Origin of the sequence: Geotalea uraniireducens Rf4 (assembly GCF_000016745.1) — a bacterium.
Taxonomy (GTDB): Bacteria; Desulfobacterota; Desulfuromonadia; order Geobacterales; family Geobacteraceae; genus Geotalea; species Geotalea uraniireducens.
In genome coordinates, this window is record NC_009483.1 from 2,969,018 (window position 1) to 2,986,154 (window position 17,137).

The 17,137-nt window shown below is 54.2% G+C and carries 16 protein-coding genes and 1 riboswitch; of the genes, 13 read left to right on the forward strand and 3 right to left on the reverse strand.

Features of this window, described 5'->3' with window-relative positions; translation table 11 throughout:
* Nucleotides 1-17 precede the first annotated feature (17 nt).
* The 6 genes from GURA_RS13070 to GURA_RS13095 are packed head-to-tail and all read left to right on the forward strand — an operon-like array spanning nucleotide 18 to nucleotide 4,753.
* Nucleotides 18-542, forward strand: coding sequence for a helix-hairpin-helix domain-containing protein (locus GURA_RS13070; RefSeq protein WP_011939421.1), 525 nt, complete (start codon nucleotides 18-20; stop codon nucleotides 540-542).
* Nucleotides 543-1,229, forward strand: coding sequence for a dTMP kinase (locus GURA_RS13075; protein ID WP_011939422.1), 687 nt, complete (start codon nucleotides 543-545; stop codon nucleotides 1,227-1,229).
* Nucleotides 1,230-1,278: 49 nt separating this feature from the next.
* Complete coding sequence (locus GURA_RS13080; RefSeq protein WP_011939423.1) at nucleotides 1,279-1,962, forward strand: dTMP kinase; 684 nt, start codon at nucleotides 1,279-1,281, stop codon at nucleotides 1,960-1,962.
* Nucleotides 1,959-2,309 carry a protein kinase family protein gene (locus GURA_RS13085; protein ID WP_011939424.1) on the forward strand — a complete coding sequence of 117 codons (351 nt, stop codon included), beginning with the start codon at nucleotides 1,959-1,961 and terminating at the stop codon, nucleotides 2,307-2,309. Before GURA_RS13080 ends, GURA_RS13085 begins: the two co-directional genes overlap by 4 nt.
* A gap of 12 nt (nucleotides 2,310-2,321) precedes the next feature.
* The gene (locus GURA_RS13090) at nucleotides 2,322-3,215 is read left to right on the forward strand and encodes a CHAD domain-containing protein (protein WP_011939425.1); all 894 of its coding nucleotides are present in this window, start codon (nucleotides 2,322-2,324) and stop codon (nucleotides 3,213-3,215) included.
* Nucleotides 3,212-4,753: a Ppx/GppA phosphatase family protein gene (locus GURA_RS13095; protein WP_011939426.1), complete on the forward strand. Its 1,542-nt coding sequence runs from the start codon at nucleotides 3,212-3,214 to the stop codon at nucleotides 4,751-4,753. The genes GURA_RS13090 and GURA_RS13095 overlap by 4 nt, the downstream gene beginning before the upstream one ends.
* 72 nt (nucleotides 4,754-4,825) lie before the next feature.
* On the opposite strand, the gene GURA_RS13100 is transcribed toward GURA_RS13095, so the two are convergent.
* Complete coding sequence (locus tag GURA_RS13100) at nucleotides 4,826-5,596, reverse strand: hypothetical protein (RefSeq protein WP_011939427.1); 771 nt, start codon at nucleotides 5,594-5,596, stop codon at nucleotides 4,826-4,828.
* Nucleotides 5,597-6,758: 1,162 nt separating this feature from the next.
* Between GURA_RS13100 and GURA_RS13105 the strand changes: the two genes are divergently transcribed.
* The 7 genes from GURA_RS13105 (at nucleotide 6,759) to GURA_RS13130 (ending at nucleotide 13,759) form a co-directional block, all read left to right on the forward strand.
* Nucleotides 6,759-7,841, forward strand: coding sequence for an alpha/beta hydrolase (locus GURA_RS13105; RefSeq protein ID WP_011939428.1), 1,083 nt, complete (start codon nucleotides 6,759-6,761; stop codon nucleotides 7,839-7,841).
* Complete coding sequence (locus tag GURA_RS13110; protein ID WP_011939429.1) at nucleotides 7,841-9,460, forward strand: GH3 family domain-containing protein; 1,620 nt, start codon at nucleotides 7,841-7,843, stop codon at nucleotides 9,458-9,460. The genes GURA_RS13105 and GURA_RS13110 overlap by 1 nt, the downstream gene beginning before the upstream one ends.
* A gap of 45 nt (nucleotides 9,461-9,505) precedes the next feature.
* The gene (locus tag GURA_RS13115; protein ID WP_011939430.1) at nucleotides 9,506-10,039 is read left to right on the forward strand and encodes a DUF2062 domain-containing protein; all 534 of its coding nucleotides are present in this window, start codon (nucleotides 9,506-9,508) and stop codon (nucleotides 10,037-10,039) included.
* Between the two features lie 282 nt (nucleotides 10,040-10,321).
* Entirely contained in the window at nucleotides 10,322-10,876 is a 555-nt protein-coding gene (locus GURA_RS13120; RefSeq protein WP_011939431.1) for a hypothetical protein, read from the forward strand.
* A 129-nt stretch (nucleotides 10,877-11,005) separates the two neighbouring features.
* Nucleotides 11,006-11,167, forward strand: a complete 162-nt coding sequence (locus GURA_RS24680) for a hypothetical protein (RefSeq protein WP_011939432.1) — start codon at nucleotides 11,006-11,008, stop codon at nucleotides 11,165-11,167.
* A 202-nt stretch (nucleotides 11,168-11,369) separates the two neighbouring features.
* Nucleotides 11,370-11,446, forward strand: a riboswitch (cyclic di-GMP riboswitch).
* Between the two features lie 80 nt (nucleotides 11,447-11,526).
* The gene (locus GURA_RS13125; RefSeq protein WP_011939433.1) at nucleotides 11,527-12,318 is read left to right on the forward strand and encodes a hypothetical protein; all 792 of its coding nucleotides are present in this window, start codon (nucleotides 11,527-11,529) and stop codon (nucleotides 12,316-12,318) included.
* 100 nt (nucleotides 12,319-12,418) lie between these two features.
* On the forward strand, nucleotides 12,419-13,759 hold the full coding sequence (locus GURA_RS13130) for a type 2 periplasmic-binding domain-containing protein (protein WP_011939434.1): 1,341 nt from the start codon (nucleotides 12,419-12,421) through the stop codon (nucleotides 13,757-13,759).
* Nucleotides 13,760-14,519: 760 nt separating this feature from the next.
* Here the strand turns inward: GURA_RS13130 and GURA_RS13135 are convergent.
* Nucleotides 14,520-15,512, reverse strand: a complete 993-nt coding sequence (locus tag GURA_RS13135) for an AAA family ATPase (RefSeq protein ID WP_011939435.1) — start codon at nucleotides 15,510-15,512, stop codon at nucleotides 14,520-14,522.
* A 30-nt stretch (nucleotides 15,513-15,542) separates the two neighbouring features.
* Nucleotides 15,543-17,105: a GumC family protein gene (locus GURA_RS13140; protein WP_011939436.1), complete on the reverse strand. Its 1,563-nt coding sequence runs from the start codon at nucleotides 17,103-17,105 to the stop codon at nucleotides 15,543-15,545.
* Nucleotides 17,106-17,137 lie beyond the last annotated feature (32 nt).

Sequence of the window (17,137 nt, forward strand, 5' to 3'; positions counted from 1 at the left end):
ACATGTAAGGAGTTGTTATGAAACAAGCGATGAAAGAGCTGCAAAAACTGAAAGGGGTGGGAAATATTCTCGCCCAGCGTTTTATCGAGGCCGGTTACGACACATTCGCAAAGATTGCTGCTGCCGGTGAAGAAGGACTGCGAAATATCCAGGGATTAAATCCGCGGATGGTTCCGTCGATCTTGACCCAGGCCGTTGAGCTGGCCGGTGAAGCGGGGAAAACGCGAGCTGAAAAGGTGGAGGAATTGAAGCTTAAAGCCGCTTCCATGAAGGAACAGGTTCAGGATATAGCCCTGAGTGTGCGTAATCGTTTCAAGGAGGAGGCTACCGGCAAAACGGGTAAAAAGGTGGAAAAGGAAATACTGAAGGTCATTTCCTCTCTGGAGAAGGTGGAAAGCAAGTTGGAGACCAAGGTGAAGAAAACCGGAAAAGTGCTGGTAAAGGCCGAGAAGCGACTTGCCGGCCTTACGGAAACAGGGCTCAAAGGGGTTGGGAAAGGGCTGAAAAAGGCCAGAAAATCACTTGAGAGGGTATTTGCCTAAATGAAAACCAGTCTTACAACGGAGCTTCCCGGCAAGCTGATCGCAGTCGAAGGACTCGACGGCTCCGGCAAATCTACACAGCTATACCTGTTGAAACGTTGGCTCGAACTGCGGGGATTAAAGGTTTACTTCACCGAATGGAACTCTTCTGTAATCGTCAAGAAGGCGACCTCAAAAGGGAAAAAACGGCAACTCCTTACACCGACCACCTTCAGCCTCATCCACAGTGCGGATTTAGCCGATCGTTACGAACGGCAGATCCTTCCCCTGCTCAAGGCAGGCTATCTGGTTCTCTGTGATCGCTATGTTTATACCGCCTTTGCCCGGGATGCCGTGCGGGGCTGTTCCCGCACCTGGCTGCGCAACCTGTATGGATTCGCCCGCCACCCGGACCTGACCCTGTTCTTCGATACCCCCCTTTCGGTGGCGCTCTCGCGCATACTTTCCGGCCGGCCGCAGTTGAAATACCATGAGGCGGGGATGGACCTGGGCCTTGCCAATGATCCGTACCAGAGTTTCCGGCTCTTCCAGGAGCGCATATACAACGAGTATCTCGGCATGAGGGATGAATTTTCTTTCGTGACAATCGACGGCTCGGTATCCATCGAAGAACAGCAGATCAAGGTTCGGGAAATCGTCGGCCAGAGTTTCGACCTTCCCATTTATCGCTGGAAAACCGTAAAGTGAGACAAATAAACGGCAGAGTTTTTTAGCGCTGCCGTGCAAGAGGAATCGGATGAGATTTTATGGAGAAGGGCTTCCCGGTGTAGACCCGGGGAATCTTGCAGGGAAGTTGATCGTCATCGAAGGGGCGGATGGCTCGGGTAGATCGACGCAAATGGAGTTGCTCAAGGATTATCTGGAAGGGAAAGGGCACGCTACGGTAAACGTGGGGTTGCTCCGCTCCACTCTTGTCTCGGAAGAACTGAACGAGGCGAAACAGGGGAACGTGCTCGGCGAGATAACCAGGAGCCTTTTCTATGCCACGGATTTTGCCGACCAGCTTGAAAACCGCATCATTCCCGCGATGAAAGCCGGCTTTATTGTCCTCGCCGACCGCTACATCTATACGCTGATGGCTCGTGACATCGTCCGTGGAGCTGACCGCGACTGGGTACGCGCGCTCTACGGCATAGCCGTAGTACCGGATCTGGTCATATACCTGCGGGTGAGTCCGGCACAACTGGTCGAACGAAACTTCCGCAAGAATTCCACCCTCGATTACTGGGAAGCGGGGATGGACCTGGGACTTTCCCGCGACATCTTCGACAGCTTCATGCGCTACCAGAAGCTCATTCAGAAGGAATTCAGCCTGTTGCAGCAGGAGTACGGCTTTCACGTGGTAAACGGCAACCGGTCGATCAGGTCCGCATCCGGGGAAATAACCGCCCGCGTCGAAGATTTACTGGGGATCAAATGACCATGACCGGCATCAAGCGCGGAGCAAAAAAAAGTACGAAAAGTGAAGACATGCGCGAGGATTTTATCCGGGAGCTGAAACACCTCCGCACCCTGGTGCGCGAAGTCGGTGAGCAGTTTATTCTGCGGCGGGAAGGTGAGGTGGAGACCATCATCAGCCATCTGGAGGGGGTCCCGCCGAAGATATTAAGGGATCAAGCATCCGACTGGCTGCACGAGATAAAGACCCTCAAGCTGAAACCTGCCAAGGGGCGGATAAAAGACCTGAAAGGGATTGACGCATTGATCGAAGACTTGACGGATCAGATTATCAGCGCCCAGGACGGGCACAAGCGTTCGGGCGGGTGACGGAAAGGCGCCATGATGCAAGTGGAGGGAACTACACCTTTGTGGATTGCAGCCAGAGTTCTCCTCTATGAACGGGTCGATGACTTTTTCCGGCGCAGGGATAACGTGTTCAAAGCTTTTGACCCTGAGGATATCCATGACTTGCGGGTCTCCTCACGCCGTCTCCGGGAAGGTCTGACACTCTTTGCGCCGTGCTATGAACCCAAGAATATCACCCGTCTTATTAAGACTGTAAAGAGGGTAACCCGATTACTGGGAGAAATGCGCAATACCGATGAGGCGTTGCTTTTCTTCAATGCGTTGACGGATGACGTCGATAGTATCTGTCGAAGCGATTTGGAACGATTACAGCTAATCTTCCAGAAGAACAGGACCAAAGCGCTCAAACGACTCAAGCCCGGTTTGCGCGAAAAAGCGCCGAAGCCCTTGCGTGATTTGTATTTGCGGATAATCAACGCCCCATCCATATTCAATCCTTCGAGCAATGACATCGACCTTTTCACCCCCCTGTCGGACTTTGCCCGGAGATCTTTCGACGTCAAAATTGCTGCCGTAACAAACCTGGTGTCCCTGGCGCGACAGGAACAAGAAATCGAGGCCCAGCACCGGTTAAGGATCGCGGTCAAACATTTCCGTTACCGGATGGAAATCCTCTCCCACCTGCTGGGAGCCGATTACCAGCCACTCCACACGGCGGTCAAAGGTTACCAGGATGTGCTGGGAAGAATGCACGATCTGGATGTCTTTGCCGAAATCATCAGGGAAGCGGGCTTCCCCCCCGCGGTTGAAGATTTGGTTCGAAAATGCATGGTTGAGAAAAGGAAAAACCTCTTCTCCGATTTCACGGGAATGCTTGAGACAATGCCGATTGCCCTGATCGGCGAGCGGGTAAGGAATACTTTGTGAAACAAAACAGACTGGCAGCCATCGATATCGGTACTAATTCCATCCGCTGCATCGTGGTGGAAGTGGACAAGCCCGGCTCATTCAAGGTACTGGATGACGAGAAAGCGACCGTGCGTCTTGGGGAAGGCATCGCCAAAGACAGGGCAATATCCGAAGCAGCTTGGCAACGGGCCATGGACGCCCTTTCCCGGATGAATAAGATTGTCGACGGCTATGGGGTGATGAAAGTGGAAACCATCGCCACCAGCGCAGTGCGCAGGGCAGCCAATGGCGACGCCTTTGTCAAGGCCGTTGCCGACCGGATCGGTCTGCACATCTCCGTCATCAGCGGCGAGGAAGAGGCGGAACTGGCCGCCATGAGCGTTCTCCATAATTTCGATATGGAAGGAACCCGCTATACCATGGTCGATATCGGCGGCGGCAGCGTGGAGATCATCACGGCACTGGGCAGCCATATCGAGGAGATTTATTCTTTAGAGTTGGGGGCCGTCGTCCTGACGGAAAAGTTTATCACCGCCGATCCGATAAGGAGCCGGGAATACCTGAACTTGCGCAAACACATCCGCAAAACCATCAAAGCCGTTTTTACCGGCGAAAAGATGCCGGTTCAGTGCCTCCTTGGCTCAGGCGGAACCATGACCTCCATAGGAGCCATGGTAATGGGGATGAGAAAAGAGGGGTACGGCTCCGTTCATGGCTATGAGGTCCTCCGCTCCGAGGTGGTGCATCTCCTCGCCATGCTCCTGAGAAAGGACCTGAAAGGAAGGAGGTCGCTGGCAGGCCTGAATCCCGACCGGGCGGACATAATCGTGGCCGGCGTGACCGTGGTGGACGAACTGATGGAATTTTTCAATACGAATCTATTGAAGATAAATGAACAGGGCATCCGCGAGGGGCTGATACTGAAAAGCCTGAAAAAACATAACCTCATGCCCGCGGGGAGAATACCGAGAAATTGGCGGGAATCGGCCCTTGAGTTTGCGCGATCCTGCCATCACGACGAAGAACATTCCTTGCAGGTGGCAAGATTATCCATGGAGATTTTTGACGAGGTTGCCTCAGCGTTCGGCCTTAACGAGAAGCACGGGCAGATGCTCGAAGCAGCGGCGCTTGTGCATGACGTCGGCTATTTCATCAGCTATTCGAGTCATCACAAGCATACCTATCACCTCGTCCGGCATGCGGACCTGTTCGGCTTCACGCCGCGGGAACGGGAAATCATCGCCAATATTGCCCGCTATCACCGCAAATCCCTGCCGAAGAAAAAGCATGAGAGCTTCGCCAGGCTTGCACCCCGGGACAGGCTCCTGGTCAAGAGGCTCGGCGGCATCCTGCGGCTTGCAGACGGTCTTGATCGCCGCAGGAACAGCCTGGTGAAAGGGCTCGACTGTTCGCTTTCCCCGTCCACCTTCATGGTCAGGCTTGCAGGAGGGGACGATGTGTCCGTCGAACTCTTCGGCGGCAAAAATAAAGGCGATCTTTTTGAAGAGGCGTTCGAAAGAAAGCTTTTGCTGGTCCCAACCCCGACGGTTGATTGACCCTGAACCTCTAACGATCATGACGACAACCTGCCGGCAGATACCGGATGACTCCGATCGCGACTCAAATCGCTAAGCAGCATTCAGCTTCGTCATCCTTAATGAGTATGAGCCGTTCTTACCGCTGCCGTCCTGTCGGGCGATGACAACACCGAGGTCGTCAGCTTTGATCCATCGCCGGCACTTCTTGTGCGAATCCTCAAAGTCGATCACTTTACACATGAGCCGCACCCCGTCCACATCCACTTCTTCATTTCTTACGTATCGATAACTGCGAGTCAGCACTTCAAGATTTTCCAGATCGAGGACTCGCAGAGACATCTTCTCGCCCGGTTTTTTCATGGCGACTTCGGGACATTCCATGGTGGTATAGTCGTATTTCTTCCGCTCGATGGCCACCGTTCTGCGGGAACCTTTTTCGCTGACTTCAAACTGGAACAGCCCGTTTTCCAGTTTACCCTCCACCTGCAGGCTGGATTTATTTTCTTTGGCCGTGTGCTTGTATTGGAACGCGCCGTCGTTCCCTACCAAAGCTTCTTCCTTCCCGACGAGAGAGTATGAGTAGAAGACGAGGTTTGCATTGACTCGTGTGGCGGATTCGAATTTGAGGATCTTTTTGCCTGTGGCGGGAACAAGGGAGCAGACCGTCTTCAATTCGCCGACCCTGAACCCTCGGGCAAAGATGGCGTAACTAGATTCCCGTGTTTCCGGTCCTGTACTGGCAACGCTCCCTGTGACGCAGGCAATCATGAGAATGCAGGCAATTACATTATTCAACCGGATTTGAAGACGCTTCTTCAGCCGTAAAGCGGCTGTTCCCCCCTGGTTTTCAGACAATTCCACTATCAATCACCCTCTTCCATTACAGGCAGATTCAGGGAACGTTTTTTGAATTCTTCAAAGGCAAATTCCCTGCCACAGGTAATGCAGACGAATCGCTGCCCGGCTTTGACTTGCTTCCTCAACCGGTATGTGATTTCAGTGTTGCATGCCGGACAAATCATGCGCCAACCTCCTGGAATAATTTGTGATCAATTGATTTAATGTCCTCTACAAATATTAAATTCTTGTGAAGGCCGTGTTAATGTTCTGCAACAACTGTAACGGCGCCGCTATGTACAGGAAATCAGTTCATTCGACAATTGAATGCTTATGAGGAAATATTGCATTGCTGTTTATTATGCGCCGCCTGCAGCAGAGTAGATAAACTGACCAACAGCAATAAATTGCATCAATAAACATAATTTTCACATGCCTGTTTCATGATTTGCACATTTATATGGGAGAATAACATGCAATAAATGCGGGACAATTCGGCATTGGGCCCCGCGAATGGCGTTTATGCAGCTATACCAGCCGGCAAATATGGAAATGACAGGGGCGAAAAATGACATGTCCGAAATGCAAAGCCAAAATTGGAATTACACGACAGCAGTTTATTACTGACTCGGGTCTGGCAGCCGGCATTATCTGCTACATGTGCGGCAACTGGATACAGGAATTTCCGGAAGAATCCGAGCGTTTTGTCCGGCGACAAATATCGACGCACTCCGCCTGAAACCCGTTCAGCGTCTCTTTGAATTACTGAAGAATGAGTGGAAGCAGCGTGGTTCCGTGCGGCTGGAATTTGAGAAAATCATTTGACGTCTTGCCCTAGGAGCCAGTCGGACTTAGGGAATCGTAACGAGAGAATGGCAAATCGAGGACAGATTATCGGAAATTTGAGAGCGAATAGTGGACCTATTTGTCGAAAATTTCCGGGAATATGGGCCGATTTTCCGTTCTCGCAGTAGATTCACTCCTAAGTCCGACAGGCTCCTGATATCCACAGATAATTTTCCCCACCGCAACACAGCCGTAACCCTCTCCGTTCATAATGAGAAGAAACAAGGCTCTTGCAAAACGTCATGAGGATGCCGGGATGCAAGGCGCAAGCGAGCGAGCGGCAACACCGCAAAGCGGTCCCGCAGTGGTTTTGCAATAGCCTCAACCGTAAGGAGAAATTATGAACGCATCGGTTATCCCGTTTGTGCAGAAAACTATCGGCAACCACCCGGCTATTCTGGGTGTCGTCACTGCCGCAACCGGAATTCTCCGCCAGATGGCCATCAAGCCGTTCACTCCAAAAAACCGGCGTCGCGAATTCAAGCTCAAAGATCGGGTTGCAAGCATGCACGCAACCCGTGCCCAGATATTCAAGGAAAAGGGATCCGGCTCCACACCCACCATCATCGTCGGCGGTTTCGTCCCCGACGCTACCGAGTTAGTGGAATTCCAGCGTCCCCTCTTCAGGGAGTACGGCAGCATCTACTACATAAACTACCCGCGCAACGGCTTTTCCTCGGCGATGTTTTTTGCCCAACTGGCAGATCTTATCGAGGACATCAACCTACGCGGCAAAAAGCCGGTGCTCTTCGGGGTCAGTTTCGGCTGCGGCCTGCTGGCCTGCTTCCTGCGCGAATGCGCCGAGGCAAAGGATCTCAAAATCAGGGGGGTGGTCATGGCCAGCCCGGTGCTCTGCACCGAAGACCTGATCCGGCCGGAACGGGACAAGAGCGGCGGCGTCAGGATGCTGGAGAGCAACCTTAAACGTATTCTCAAGGCGAATCCGGCCGGCGGCGAAGAAGTAAGCAGACAGATTGACCGGGCGCGCCGCTGCTTTCAGGCGCTTTTCGAAGCCGGCGCGGAAAACCGGCGATTGTCGAGCAGACACCTCTCCATCAGGAGAAAGATCATGGAAGTCATCGGCTCAACCTCTTCCTCCGGCGGCTACGAGCGGGTCCTGGCCCTCAAACAGTTTGCGCAGCCGGGGGGGGATCTGCCGATCTTCACCGGCCCGGCCCTGACGCTCCTGGCGGAACAGGAAGACAACCTGCTCGTCCCGACCTCGCCGACACTGGCTGCCCTGCGCGACCCGGCAAAAAGCAGACAGCTCTTCCCGCGCGGCAAGGTAAGGCAGGTCATATCCCACTCGCCGGACGATGCCGTTGCCCACGCCTCGCTGATTTTTCACCATCAATACTACAATCCGCTCATCGAAACCTGGTATGACAAGCTGCTGGCGCCCATGCTCTTTGCGGTGGTATAATGAAAACCATACCCATGCTTCGTGACCTTTCCGCACCGTTCCTCGACCGGTTTCTGAAAACCGGCGCCACCGTCCTGGCCAACCGGTTTCTGGCCCAGGACCCTTACCTGGCCCAGCGAAACATTCTGGCCCGGCTCCTCGCCCGCGGCAGCGTCACCCGTTTCGGCAGGGACTACGGTCTGGCCGAACTCGTGCCGCTTCCCTTTGCCGAAGCCTACCGCCTCTATCGGCAGCGGGTCCCGATCAGGACCTACAGCGATTTCTGGACGGACTATTTTGCCGCTTCGTGCCGTGAAATCAGTGGACGTCGGCAATTATTCCTTGAAAACGAGACCTGGCCGGGCAAGATCCCCTTCTTCTGCGAAACGTCGGGCACCACGGCTCCGAGCAAGTACATCCCATTTTCCCGGGAGATGTTTGCCGCCAACCAGCGGGCCGCACTCGACCTCACTGCCACGTACCTCAATGCCAATCGCAGCAGCCGCCTCTTTCAGGGAAAACTCCTCTACATGGCGGGCAACACCGACCTCACCGACATGGGTGACGGTGTCCTGAGCGGCGACATGAGCGCCATTACCCTTCGCTACCGGCCGGCGTACCTGAATCCGTTCATCGCCCCCGACCCTGTAACCGCTGCCCTGCCCTGGGAAGAAAAGCTGGAAAAGCTGGCGCACCTTCTCCTCACCAATCGTAACATCAGGGGGATATCCGGCGTCCCCCCCTGGATCATTCTCCTGCTGAAACGTTGCGCGGAACTTGGAAGCCGCCCTCTCCCCGAGTTGTTGCCAAACCTGGAACTGATCATTCACGGCGGAACAAGCCTCAAACCGTATCGGCAGGAGTTCGACGAGCTGTTTCCCCTGCGCATGCCCAACTTCCTGGAACTGCTCCCCTCATCGGAAGCGTTCATGGCCTTCCAGCTCCATGGCGAAGGACAGATGCGGCTTGCCCCGTACTACGGTGTATTCTTCGAGTTTGTTCCCTGTGAAATGCTGAATGAGCGGGGTGTACCGGCCCCGGACGCCCCCGCCGTACCGCTGGAAGAGACCGAAACCGGCCGGCGCTACGCGGTAATCCTTACCACCTGTGCCGGGCTCTGGCGCTACCATATAGGCGACACCATTCGCTTCACCTCCCGCGCCCCCCTGTTCATCGAATTCACCGGCCGCGACAAGTTCCTCGACCGGTTCGAGGAAAAAGTGACCCAGGGAGAAGTGGAAGCTGCGGTGGCCGGGCTGAACAACATCCCGGGGATCGATATCCGCGAGTTCATCGTCGGTCCGGAGATAGCGGAACGTCGTCATCTCTGGGTGCTCGCCCTGGGCCGGGACAGCCAAAACAGCGACATCGACCTGGCGAAGCGCCTCGACGATGCCCTCATCACTATGAACGCCGACTACGCAACGTTCCGCAACCAGGGAAGGATCAAGGCGCCGGTGGTTGTCGGTGTGGAAGAAGGGCTCATTTACCGGTGGTCGAAAGAGGTACGGGGCAAACTTGGCGGACAGAGCAAGATCCCCCACATCGATCCGACGGTGGAGGGAGAACTGGTGAGAAGCCTCGTAGAGTTCAGCCGGGAGTCATGCGAAGACATCGCTGGCTGCAAGGTTGCGATCTAAAAAAGGTAATCCCTCATTTGCAGCAACGCAAACCGGAGCCGACTGATGCAATTTAACAGATGCGCCCTGAAACTCACCGAAACAGTCGGCAAGCGCCTCAAGGATATATTCCAATGCGGACTCACTCCCCATAAGCTGGCTCTGACCATCTGCCTTGGAATTGCCGTCGGCATTCTCCCCATCTTCTGGGGAACGACCCTGATTTGCGCTGCCCTCGCGTTCTTCCTGAGACTCAATCAGGCGGCCATCCAGGCGGTAAACTACATGGCTTATCCGCTACAGCTGGCACTTTTTTTCCCCTTTTACCGTCTGGGAGAAAGGGTTTTCCCATGGGAGAAACCCCTTTCCCCTGAAATGGCCAGCGGCGGACTCCACGGCGGTTTTACTGCAACGATCACTCACCTGGGCGGAGCTGCCCTTAAGGCAGTGGCCGCTTGGCTCATAACTGCGCCACCAGCAACCATTCTCATTTATCTGCTGCTGCTCGCGATCTTCAAAAAGAAATACCGACGGCAACTTCTCAGAAAACAGTCCGGTGAGGGCAATCTGCCGGCATCGGAACCGCTCCATGTCGTGTAATCAATGGCAGCCGGCAATTCCATAAAAAATTAAAATTCAGCTGTCGGTTTTTATTTTCAATATAGACAACAAGTTGTCACGTTGTTTACATGTTTAAACTTTAATATTTCCGATGTCATCTGCGATACACAGATTTATCCAGCAGTGTCCGGTTAGATAATTGCACTGGCATCAAAAGCTGTGAAAACTATCTTTTTGCACCCTCCCCCAGCCCCTCCCATCGAAGGGAGGGGAGCTTTTATTCCCTCTCCCTTGGTGGGAGAGGGCTAGGGAGAGGGGGGGATGTGTCGGCTGCAAAAACCTAACCGGACACTGCTGAGATTTATCGGATATAACAGACTGCTTCGACATGAAAGGAAGAAGTTAATGACGTACAGCAGTACAAATAATAAATTTATCGGCCCCAAACAAAAAAGCCAGGTAATCAGAGTTGTAAGAAAAATGTTCGTCACAGAAGATAACCTCCACGAGATCAAGGGCCTCATATCCGCGGAACAGCATGAGAAGATCAACCCGGGAGATATCATCAGCGTCATCCTTTTTTATAATAATTGTAATGGGACACACGGCGTAGTGACCATCTGGCATAACAAATTCATGGCCGCCATAAATATGATGGAAAATGATCTGTTTGGCGAATGGGACGAAAAAAACAAGGTTGTCATTACTGAAGAAAAAGAGATGGCGTGGACCATTCATGGTGAAGAATTATCAGGAAGAATCGCATTTGATATATATGGTTTCGAGGGGATATTCTCCTGTGGACGATTCTTCCGTTCGAGCACGACGCATTCCTACCACCCTTTGAAAACACCGGAATGGAAAAAAATAAATTAATACAAATTTCAGATACTCGTCGTAAAGATGTAACAATCCGCTGTTATTGTCTGTTCCATCGATAACATGACCATCGGCAAAGATCAGCGGATGCTCTCAGTCAGGCAGTAAAATATTTAGCAGGCAGAGATGAAATTAATGGAAAAACTCAACAATCTGATCGAAATTCTGAGAGCTCTGATCAAAAGCGAATTCACCGGCTATATCAAGGTGAATTTCAGCCAGGGCGGCATCTGCAGAATCGAGAAGTTTGAAGAGATCATGAAGAACAACAACAAGCAATCCGGCTGATTACCGACGCAACATAACCAAATAGCAGGGTACTTTGCCGACCTACCCAGTAGGCCCCGGAAAGCCCGAATCGAGATGTGCCACGTGCGCTTGATTTGGGCTTTTTTGTTATCAGGCAGACGGGACTCAAGTAAAAGGGGGTGGAAACGGCAAACAAGCCTGAAACATTGAGTCGGCAGGCCAGCGATGGCCCGAACCAACTTCTAGATAAAGCCAAAACCCGGGTAACCGGGTGACGGAAAGCCACGGGCCCTGCGAATGGGCAGCCGGGTTGCCTGGGGGGATCGGCAGCACACGTTAATTCAAAGCAAGAAATTAACAATCACCCAAGGAAGCATTATTAAAAAGGAGATGAAAAAATGAAGAAAAAAATGATTACCCTTCTCGCAGCAGCCATGCTCACCATGAGCGCCGCAAGCAGCGCCATGGCCGCCTTCGCACAGGGCGACCTGATCCGCGTCGTTTACGACACCTTGGGGACCAAGGAAATCGCCACCAACCTCGGCTCCGTATCCGCCCTCACCTCCTACGCCAACGGCTCCATCCTCGGCGGCGGCATCGACGCCACAACCCTCGCCCAGTTCGGCGGCAGCTCTTACTCCGACCTGCGCGTAGCCTATTTTTCCAACGACAACGCAACGAGTTCGGCCTGGGTTTCCGGTACCGGCGACCTGTCCACGACCACCGCTCCCACCAACGGCTCGCTCAAATATGGCGGTTATAAAACAAATTTCGCCTCGACCATCAACCAGTACAACCTGTTCCTTTCGGCTGACGGCAAAGTCGCGACGCTTGACAACAAGAGCCTCACCAACTCCTTCTTCAATAAGATGGACAATAAAGGCGCTGCGACAGGCGGCTTTGCAAACTTTCTTCCGACCAAGCCCGCAGGCGGGGTCGTGAGCCTGGCAGCCCTGGCAACGACCGGTTATGTTGACCAAGCGCTCTACACCTGGGGCAGCACCATCTCCAACTCGGCTAATCTCGGCGTGCGCGTCGGCGACGTCCAGAAGCTGACCCTGCGCACCTTGGCCGACGGGTCCACGGCCATCATGACGAATGCGGCCTCTACCCCGATCCCCCCCGCATTCCTGCTGATGGGCTCCGGCCTCCTCGGCATGGTCGGCATCCGCCGCAAGATGACGGCGTAACAGCGGCTGACATCGGCCACAAGGGGGCAGCCGGTGCTGCCCCTCATGAATTACTCGAAACCTGACACAATTGCATCACCAACAAAAAAGGAGAACTACAATGAAGAAGAGCATGAAAACCCTCGCCCTGTCCGCCGCAATGCTGGCCATGGGCGCCACCGCCAACGCCGCAGTGATCGACCTGAACATCTACGGCGCCTCCGCCGAGTTCCTCTTCTGGAACGCCGCGGCCCCCGGCTTTCTCACAAGCGTCCGCGGCTGCAGCGCCACCTCGCAGACCACTTCCGCTGACGGCAAGCACGAAATCACCCAGGGAACCGGCTGCGACGGCGGAGCCAATACCATCAACCTCCGCTACAGCGCCAAGGCATCCTATGACGGCATCTACGCCGTCGGCAACAAATACGACCCTACCGTTGTCGCCCCCGCTACGCAGCAGTGCCCTGGTCTGCCCGGTCAGCGCAAGATGGTAAACGGCGCCGGCAATAACGGCACCTCCTGCCAGGAAGTCCACCTGGGCGCATCCGACGTGTCCGGCGAAGCCTTTACCCAGTCTTCCGAAGGCCAGGTCTACGGCATGCGCAATGGCGGATACGTTACCAGGTACTTCTCCGGCGTCCCGACCACCGGCCTGACCTCCTACCAGCCGGTAGTGGTTCCCTTCGGCTTCTTCGCCAACAACGCCATCAAAGTTGAGAAATGCGTCGGCGGCGCTGCTGACGGCGCCCTCTGCACCGCCGCCACCGCTGCTGCCGATTGCGGCACCGGCAGCGTCTGCACCCAGAAAACCATCGACAACATCACCCGCGAGATGGCCGTCCAGATCTTCAGCGGCAACATCCTGAGCTGGAAAGATTTCGGCGCCTCCTACTCGGTTGCCGGCGACCCGACCAACTCTGTCTATGCCTGCCTCCGTCACGCCGGCTCCGGCACCCACGCCACCTTCGACAAGGCGGTTTTCGCCGGCATTGCCAACCCGATTTCCGGCTTTGAAAACACCTCTTCTTCCCCTTACGCCTACTTCAACGACGGCGGTTCGGATGAGATCAAGTGTGTGAACGGCAACATCGGCTCGGGCACCGGCTCCGCCATTGGCGCCATCGGCTATGCCGACGCCGACCAGTCCGTCGGGGTTTCCGGCAGCAGCCAGAACGTGGTCGCCATCAAGTACAACGGTCTTGCAGGCCGCCGCAGCGCCATCCGCAACGGCGCCTATGACTTCTTCTCCAACCAGTGGCTCTATGAGAACCCGACTAAAACCCCGTCCACTTCAGCCCAGCACACCCTGATCACCCAGTTGGTCAACTTCGCTTCCGACCCGACCCACATCCCGGCTTCCAAGGCCAATTTCTGGGCCGCAGCTTCCGAGATGACCTACAACAAGGCAGACGACAGTGCCTATCCGGCTTACGTTGGCGCAACCACTCCGATGATTCCCTAGTAGAACCTCCTTCATCTGCAATGTAATTTCAGGGCCTCGTTCGAGGCCCTTTTTTTATTCACTTCCGATTTAATACCACCCGAACAGTTATCAAGCATGTTGAATTCCCTGAATGCACAGACTTTCCATTCGCAAACAGAATTATCAACGGAACAAATCCCCCTCCATCCCCCTTTGCTAAGTGGGAAGTGATCTTCGTACCCCGAATTAACACTATCTTTGTTTCGGGTATAGTTCATTTTGCGTCAGCAGTGTCCGGTTTTTGCTTACGTCCCGTGGGGACAGAATGCTGGTAGCCGGAGAATTCATTCCCCGGTCATCGCGGCAAATTTCATCACGTCACGTACGTGAAGTGGGGATATTCTGGAATCTGTTCCGGGGGATGAATCCCCCGGCTACATGCGAACGCCCCTAATGGGGCTAAAAAAACTTGATGCAAAGACCTAACCGATGATTTTGCGTAACTATTCAGCACGGCGAAGTAACGGACTGGTTTTTCAGGAGCGTGGGCATCTTGCTCATGTTTAGGGCGGGTTTATGCCCGAATACGGTTTGCTTGTAACCAATTCAAGCGATACATCCGCTTGAAACGCAGGCAGGATGCCCACGCTCCTGGATATGCTTAATAGTTACGAATTTCTTCACGTTCTTTGCGACTTTGCGTGAACAAATGTTTTTCTAGGTTGAAAAAACCCGTACCGGCAATACCGGTACGGGTTTTTTCGAAACGTCACAGAAATTTATAAGGATGTGCAGCGCGTTATTTCTTCTGCGGCGGATAATAGCTGTTCATCGGCCGCCTGGTGCGATTCAACACCAGCCCCAGGATCTTATCCGGCGGCAGCATCCCCAGCGCCCGGTTGATGTCGTCGACAGCTGTCTCCCCTTCCCTAACCGTTACCAGGATAGTGTCGACAAGGGGGGTAAAGGCAAGTGCATCGGCTGTGGCCAGGACCGGCGGCACGTCGAAGATGACGAGCCGGTCGGGATAACGGTTCTTCAAGTCGGCCACCAGTTCCTTCATCCGGGGCGAACCGAGCAGCTCGCTGCTGTCGCTGATGGTCCGTCCGCCGGAAATCAGGGTCAGCTTTTCGATTCCCGGCCAGACCATCAGTTCCGACACCGGACAGTCATCAAGCAGGTAGTCGCACACACCCCTGTCACTGTCGAACTTGAGGTAGTCATGGATCTTCTGCCGCCTCAGGTCGCAATCGACCAGGAGCACCGTCTGACTGAATTCCTTGGCAAAGGTCAGGGCCAGGTTGATGGCGGTCAGCGTCTTCCCCTCTCCCGCCAACGCGCTCGTCACCATCAGGGTGTTCCCACCCTTTTCCCGGATGCGGTGCATGATCTTGGTCCGTAATATCCGGTAAGCCTCCACCTCCGGGGCATCGGACATAAAGGCCACGCAACGGTTCTCGGCAATTGCCCGCGGATCAAGGGTCACGGAACGGGACTGGTGATAGGTGGGAGAAACCCACCCCAGCTTCTCCATTTCCGCCGGCCTGGTAGTGAACTCGTATTGTGGAGCCTCCGGCACATGCCTCTTATGTTCCGGCAAACGTATATGCTTCTCCGTGGGGGGTGTCTTTTTCAGGTGATGCACCCGCGGTTTCAGAACAAGTCTTTCGCCTGTGCTGCTTTCATCATGCGGTTCCAATACTTCCATATGCGGTTCCAACACTTCCATATGCGGTTCCAACACATCCATAGGCGGTTCCAACACTTCCGTATGCGGTTCCATCGCTTCCATATGCGGTTACTCCTTCCTTTACAGGTTGGCTCAAAGAGCCATTCTGCGCTTGAAAATGGCCCAGGCCACACTCAGGTCCATGACCAGAAAATGAATTGCCAGCAGGGAAATGGGAATGATCATTATGCCCGCAACAAGAAGCGATCTGCGTCTTCTCAGCTGCCGTTGCTGATCCTGCCAGGTGACGATTTCAGGAATGGCGGCAAGCACGGGATACATGGTTGCCTTGGCCAAGACCTCCATGCTGTGCACTGATTTGTCGCCGGTTTCGCGAATGGTCGCAACGCCTACCCCGCTGCCGATCCCGAGAATCAGGCCGATCAGCATGATAACCGGCACATTGGGACTCACCGGCTTTTCAGGTAGCCTGGCCGCATCGACGATGGTGAACCGTTCGCCCATCTGCTCTTTCTCCAGGCCGTGGGCGACCTTGGCTTCCAGAAATTTTTTCGAAAGATCATCGTATTTCAACTGCATGTTGTTTCGCTCGACCATCAGGTTTTTAAACCCTTCCTCAACCTTCGGCGCAGCCTGAATCCGTTTGCGGTAAGAATCACGCTTGTCGTGAAACTGTGCAAGCTGGCGTTTCACCGAGTCGATTTCCGACTGGGCGGCGGCCAGTTGGGAAGCCAGATTAATATAGTTCGGATTATCGGCACGGATAGACTTTACATCTCCGCCGACTGTGTGGAGCTGCTTTTCCAGAGTCGCAATCTCCTGCTGAAGTTTTTTTACATCGGGGTACTCATCGGAGAAGCGGCTCTTCAGGTTCACCAGTTTCGCTTTCAGATCATTGAGGCGGGTCTTGTCCTGATTCTCGTCTTCGGGCGTGATGTTCGCAAGCTGGCTCCGCAGGTAACCTTCCTTCTCCTTCAGGGTGCGCAACTGGTCATTGAACTGGATAATGCTACGCTCCACCTGGTCCAGCTCCGACAGGTTGGTTTGAACCAGTTCCGGCAGGGAATTCAGGTTTCGCTGCTTATAAGCGGAAATCTGCGCTTCAAACCCGACCAGCTTCGCCTGCACGTCCTTCATCTCGTCCTCAAGAAACTTCGAAGTCCCCGACGTGGATTGCTCACGCACCTTCAGGTTCTCTTCCAGATAAAGGGAAGCCAGGACGTTGGCGATCTGCTGGGCAGTCGCAGGGTTCCTGGCTGAGTAAGACAGGGAAAAAGCGATGGTGGCCTGAGTCGCCCGGCCGGTACGGCGATCTATGACATCGGCGCTGATCGTATCGAACTTGATGTCCTTGCGCATCTTCTCGATCATCTCTTCCGTCGTTATTTTGTCCTTGATGTCCGCGTAGAGATTGAAACGATTGATGATCTCCAAAAGCCTCGTGGAACTCATGATGCGCTGGTTGAGCACCTGCAGCCGCTGTTCGGCAAAGCTCGTCACCGTGGTGGCAACCATCTCGGGAGGGATCTCCTGCTCCTCGATCAGAATGGTCGTGGTGGAGCGATAGATCGGCGGCAGGATAAATGCCACGCTCACTGCAACAAGAAAGAGCGCTGCCGCCGGCAGGAGCAAGCTCCACTTCCTCCGCTTCAGAATATCCATAAGATCGTGTACCGTCATATTGCCTGTTGTCATGCACTGTTCCTCAATTGATTTTAGGGTGGAAA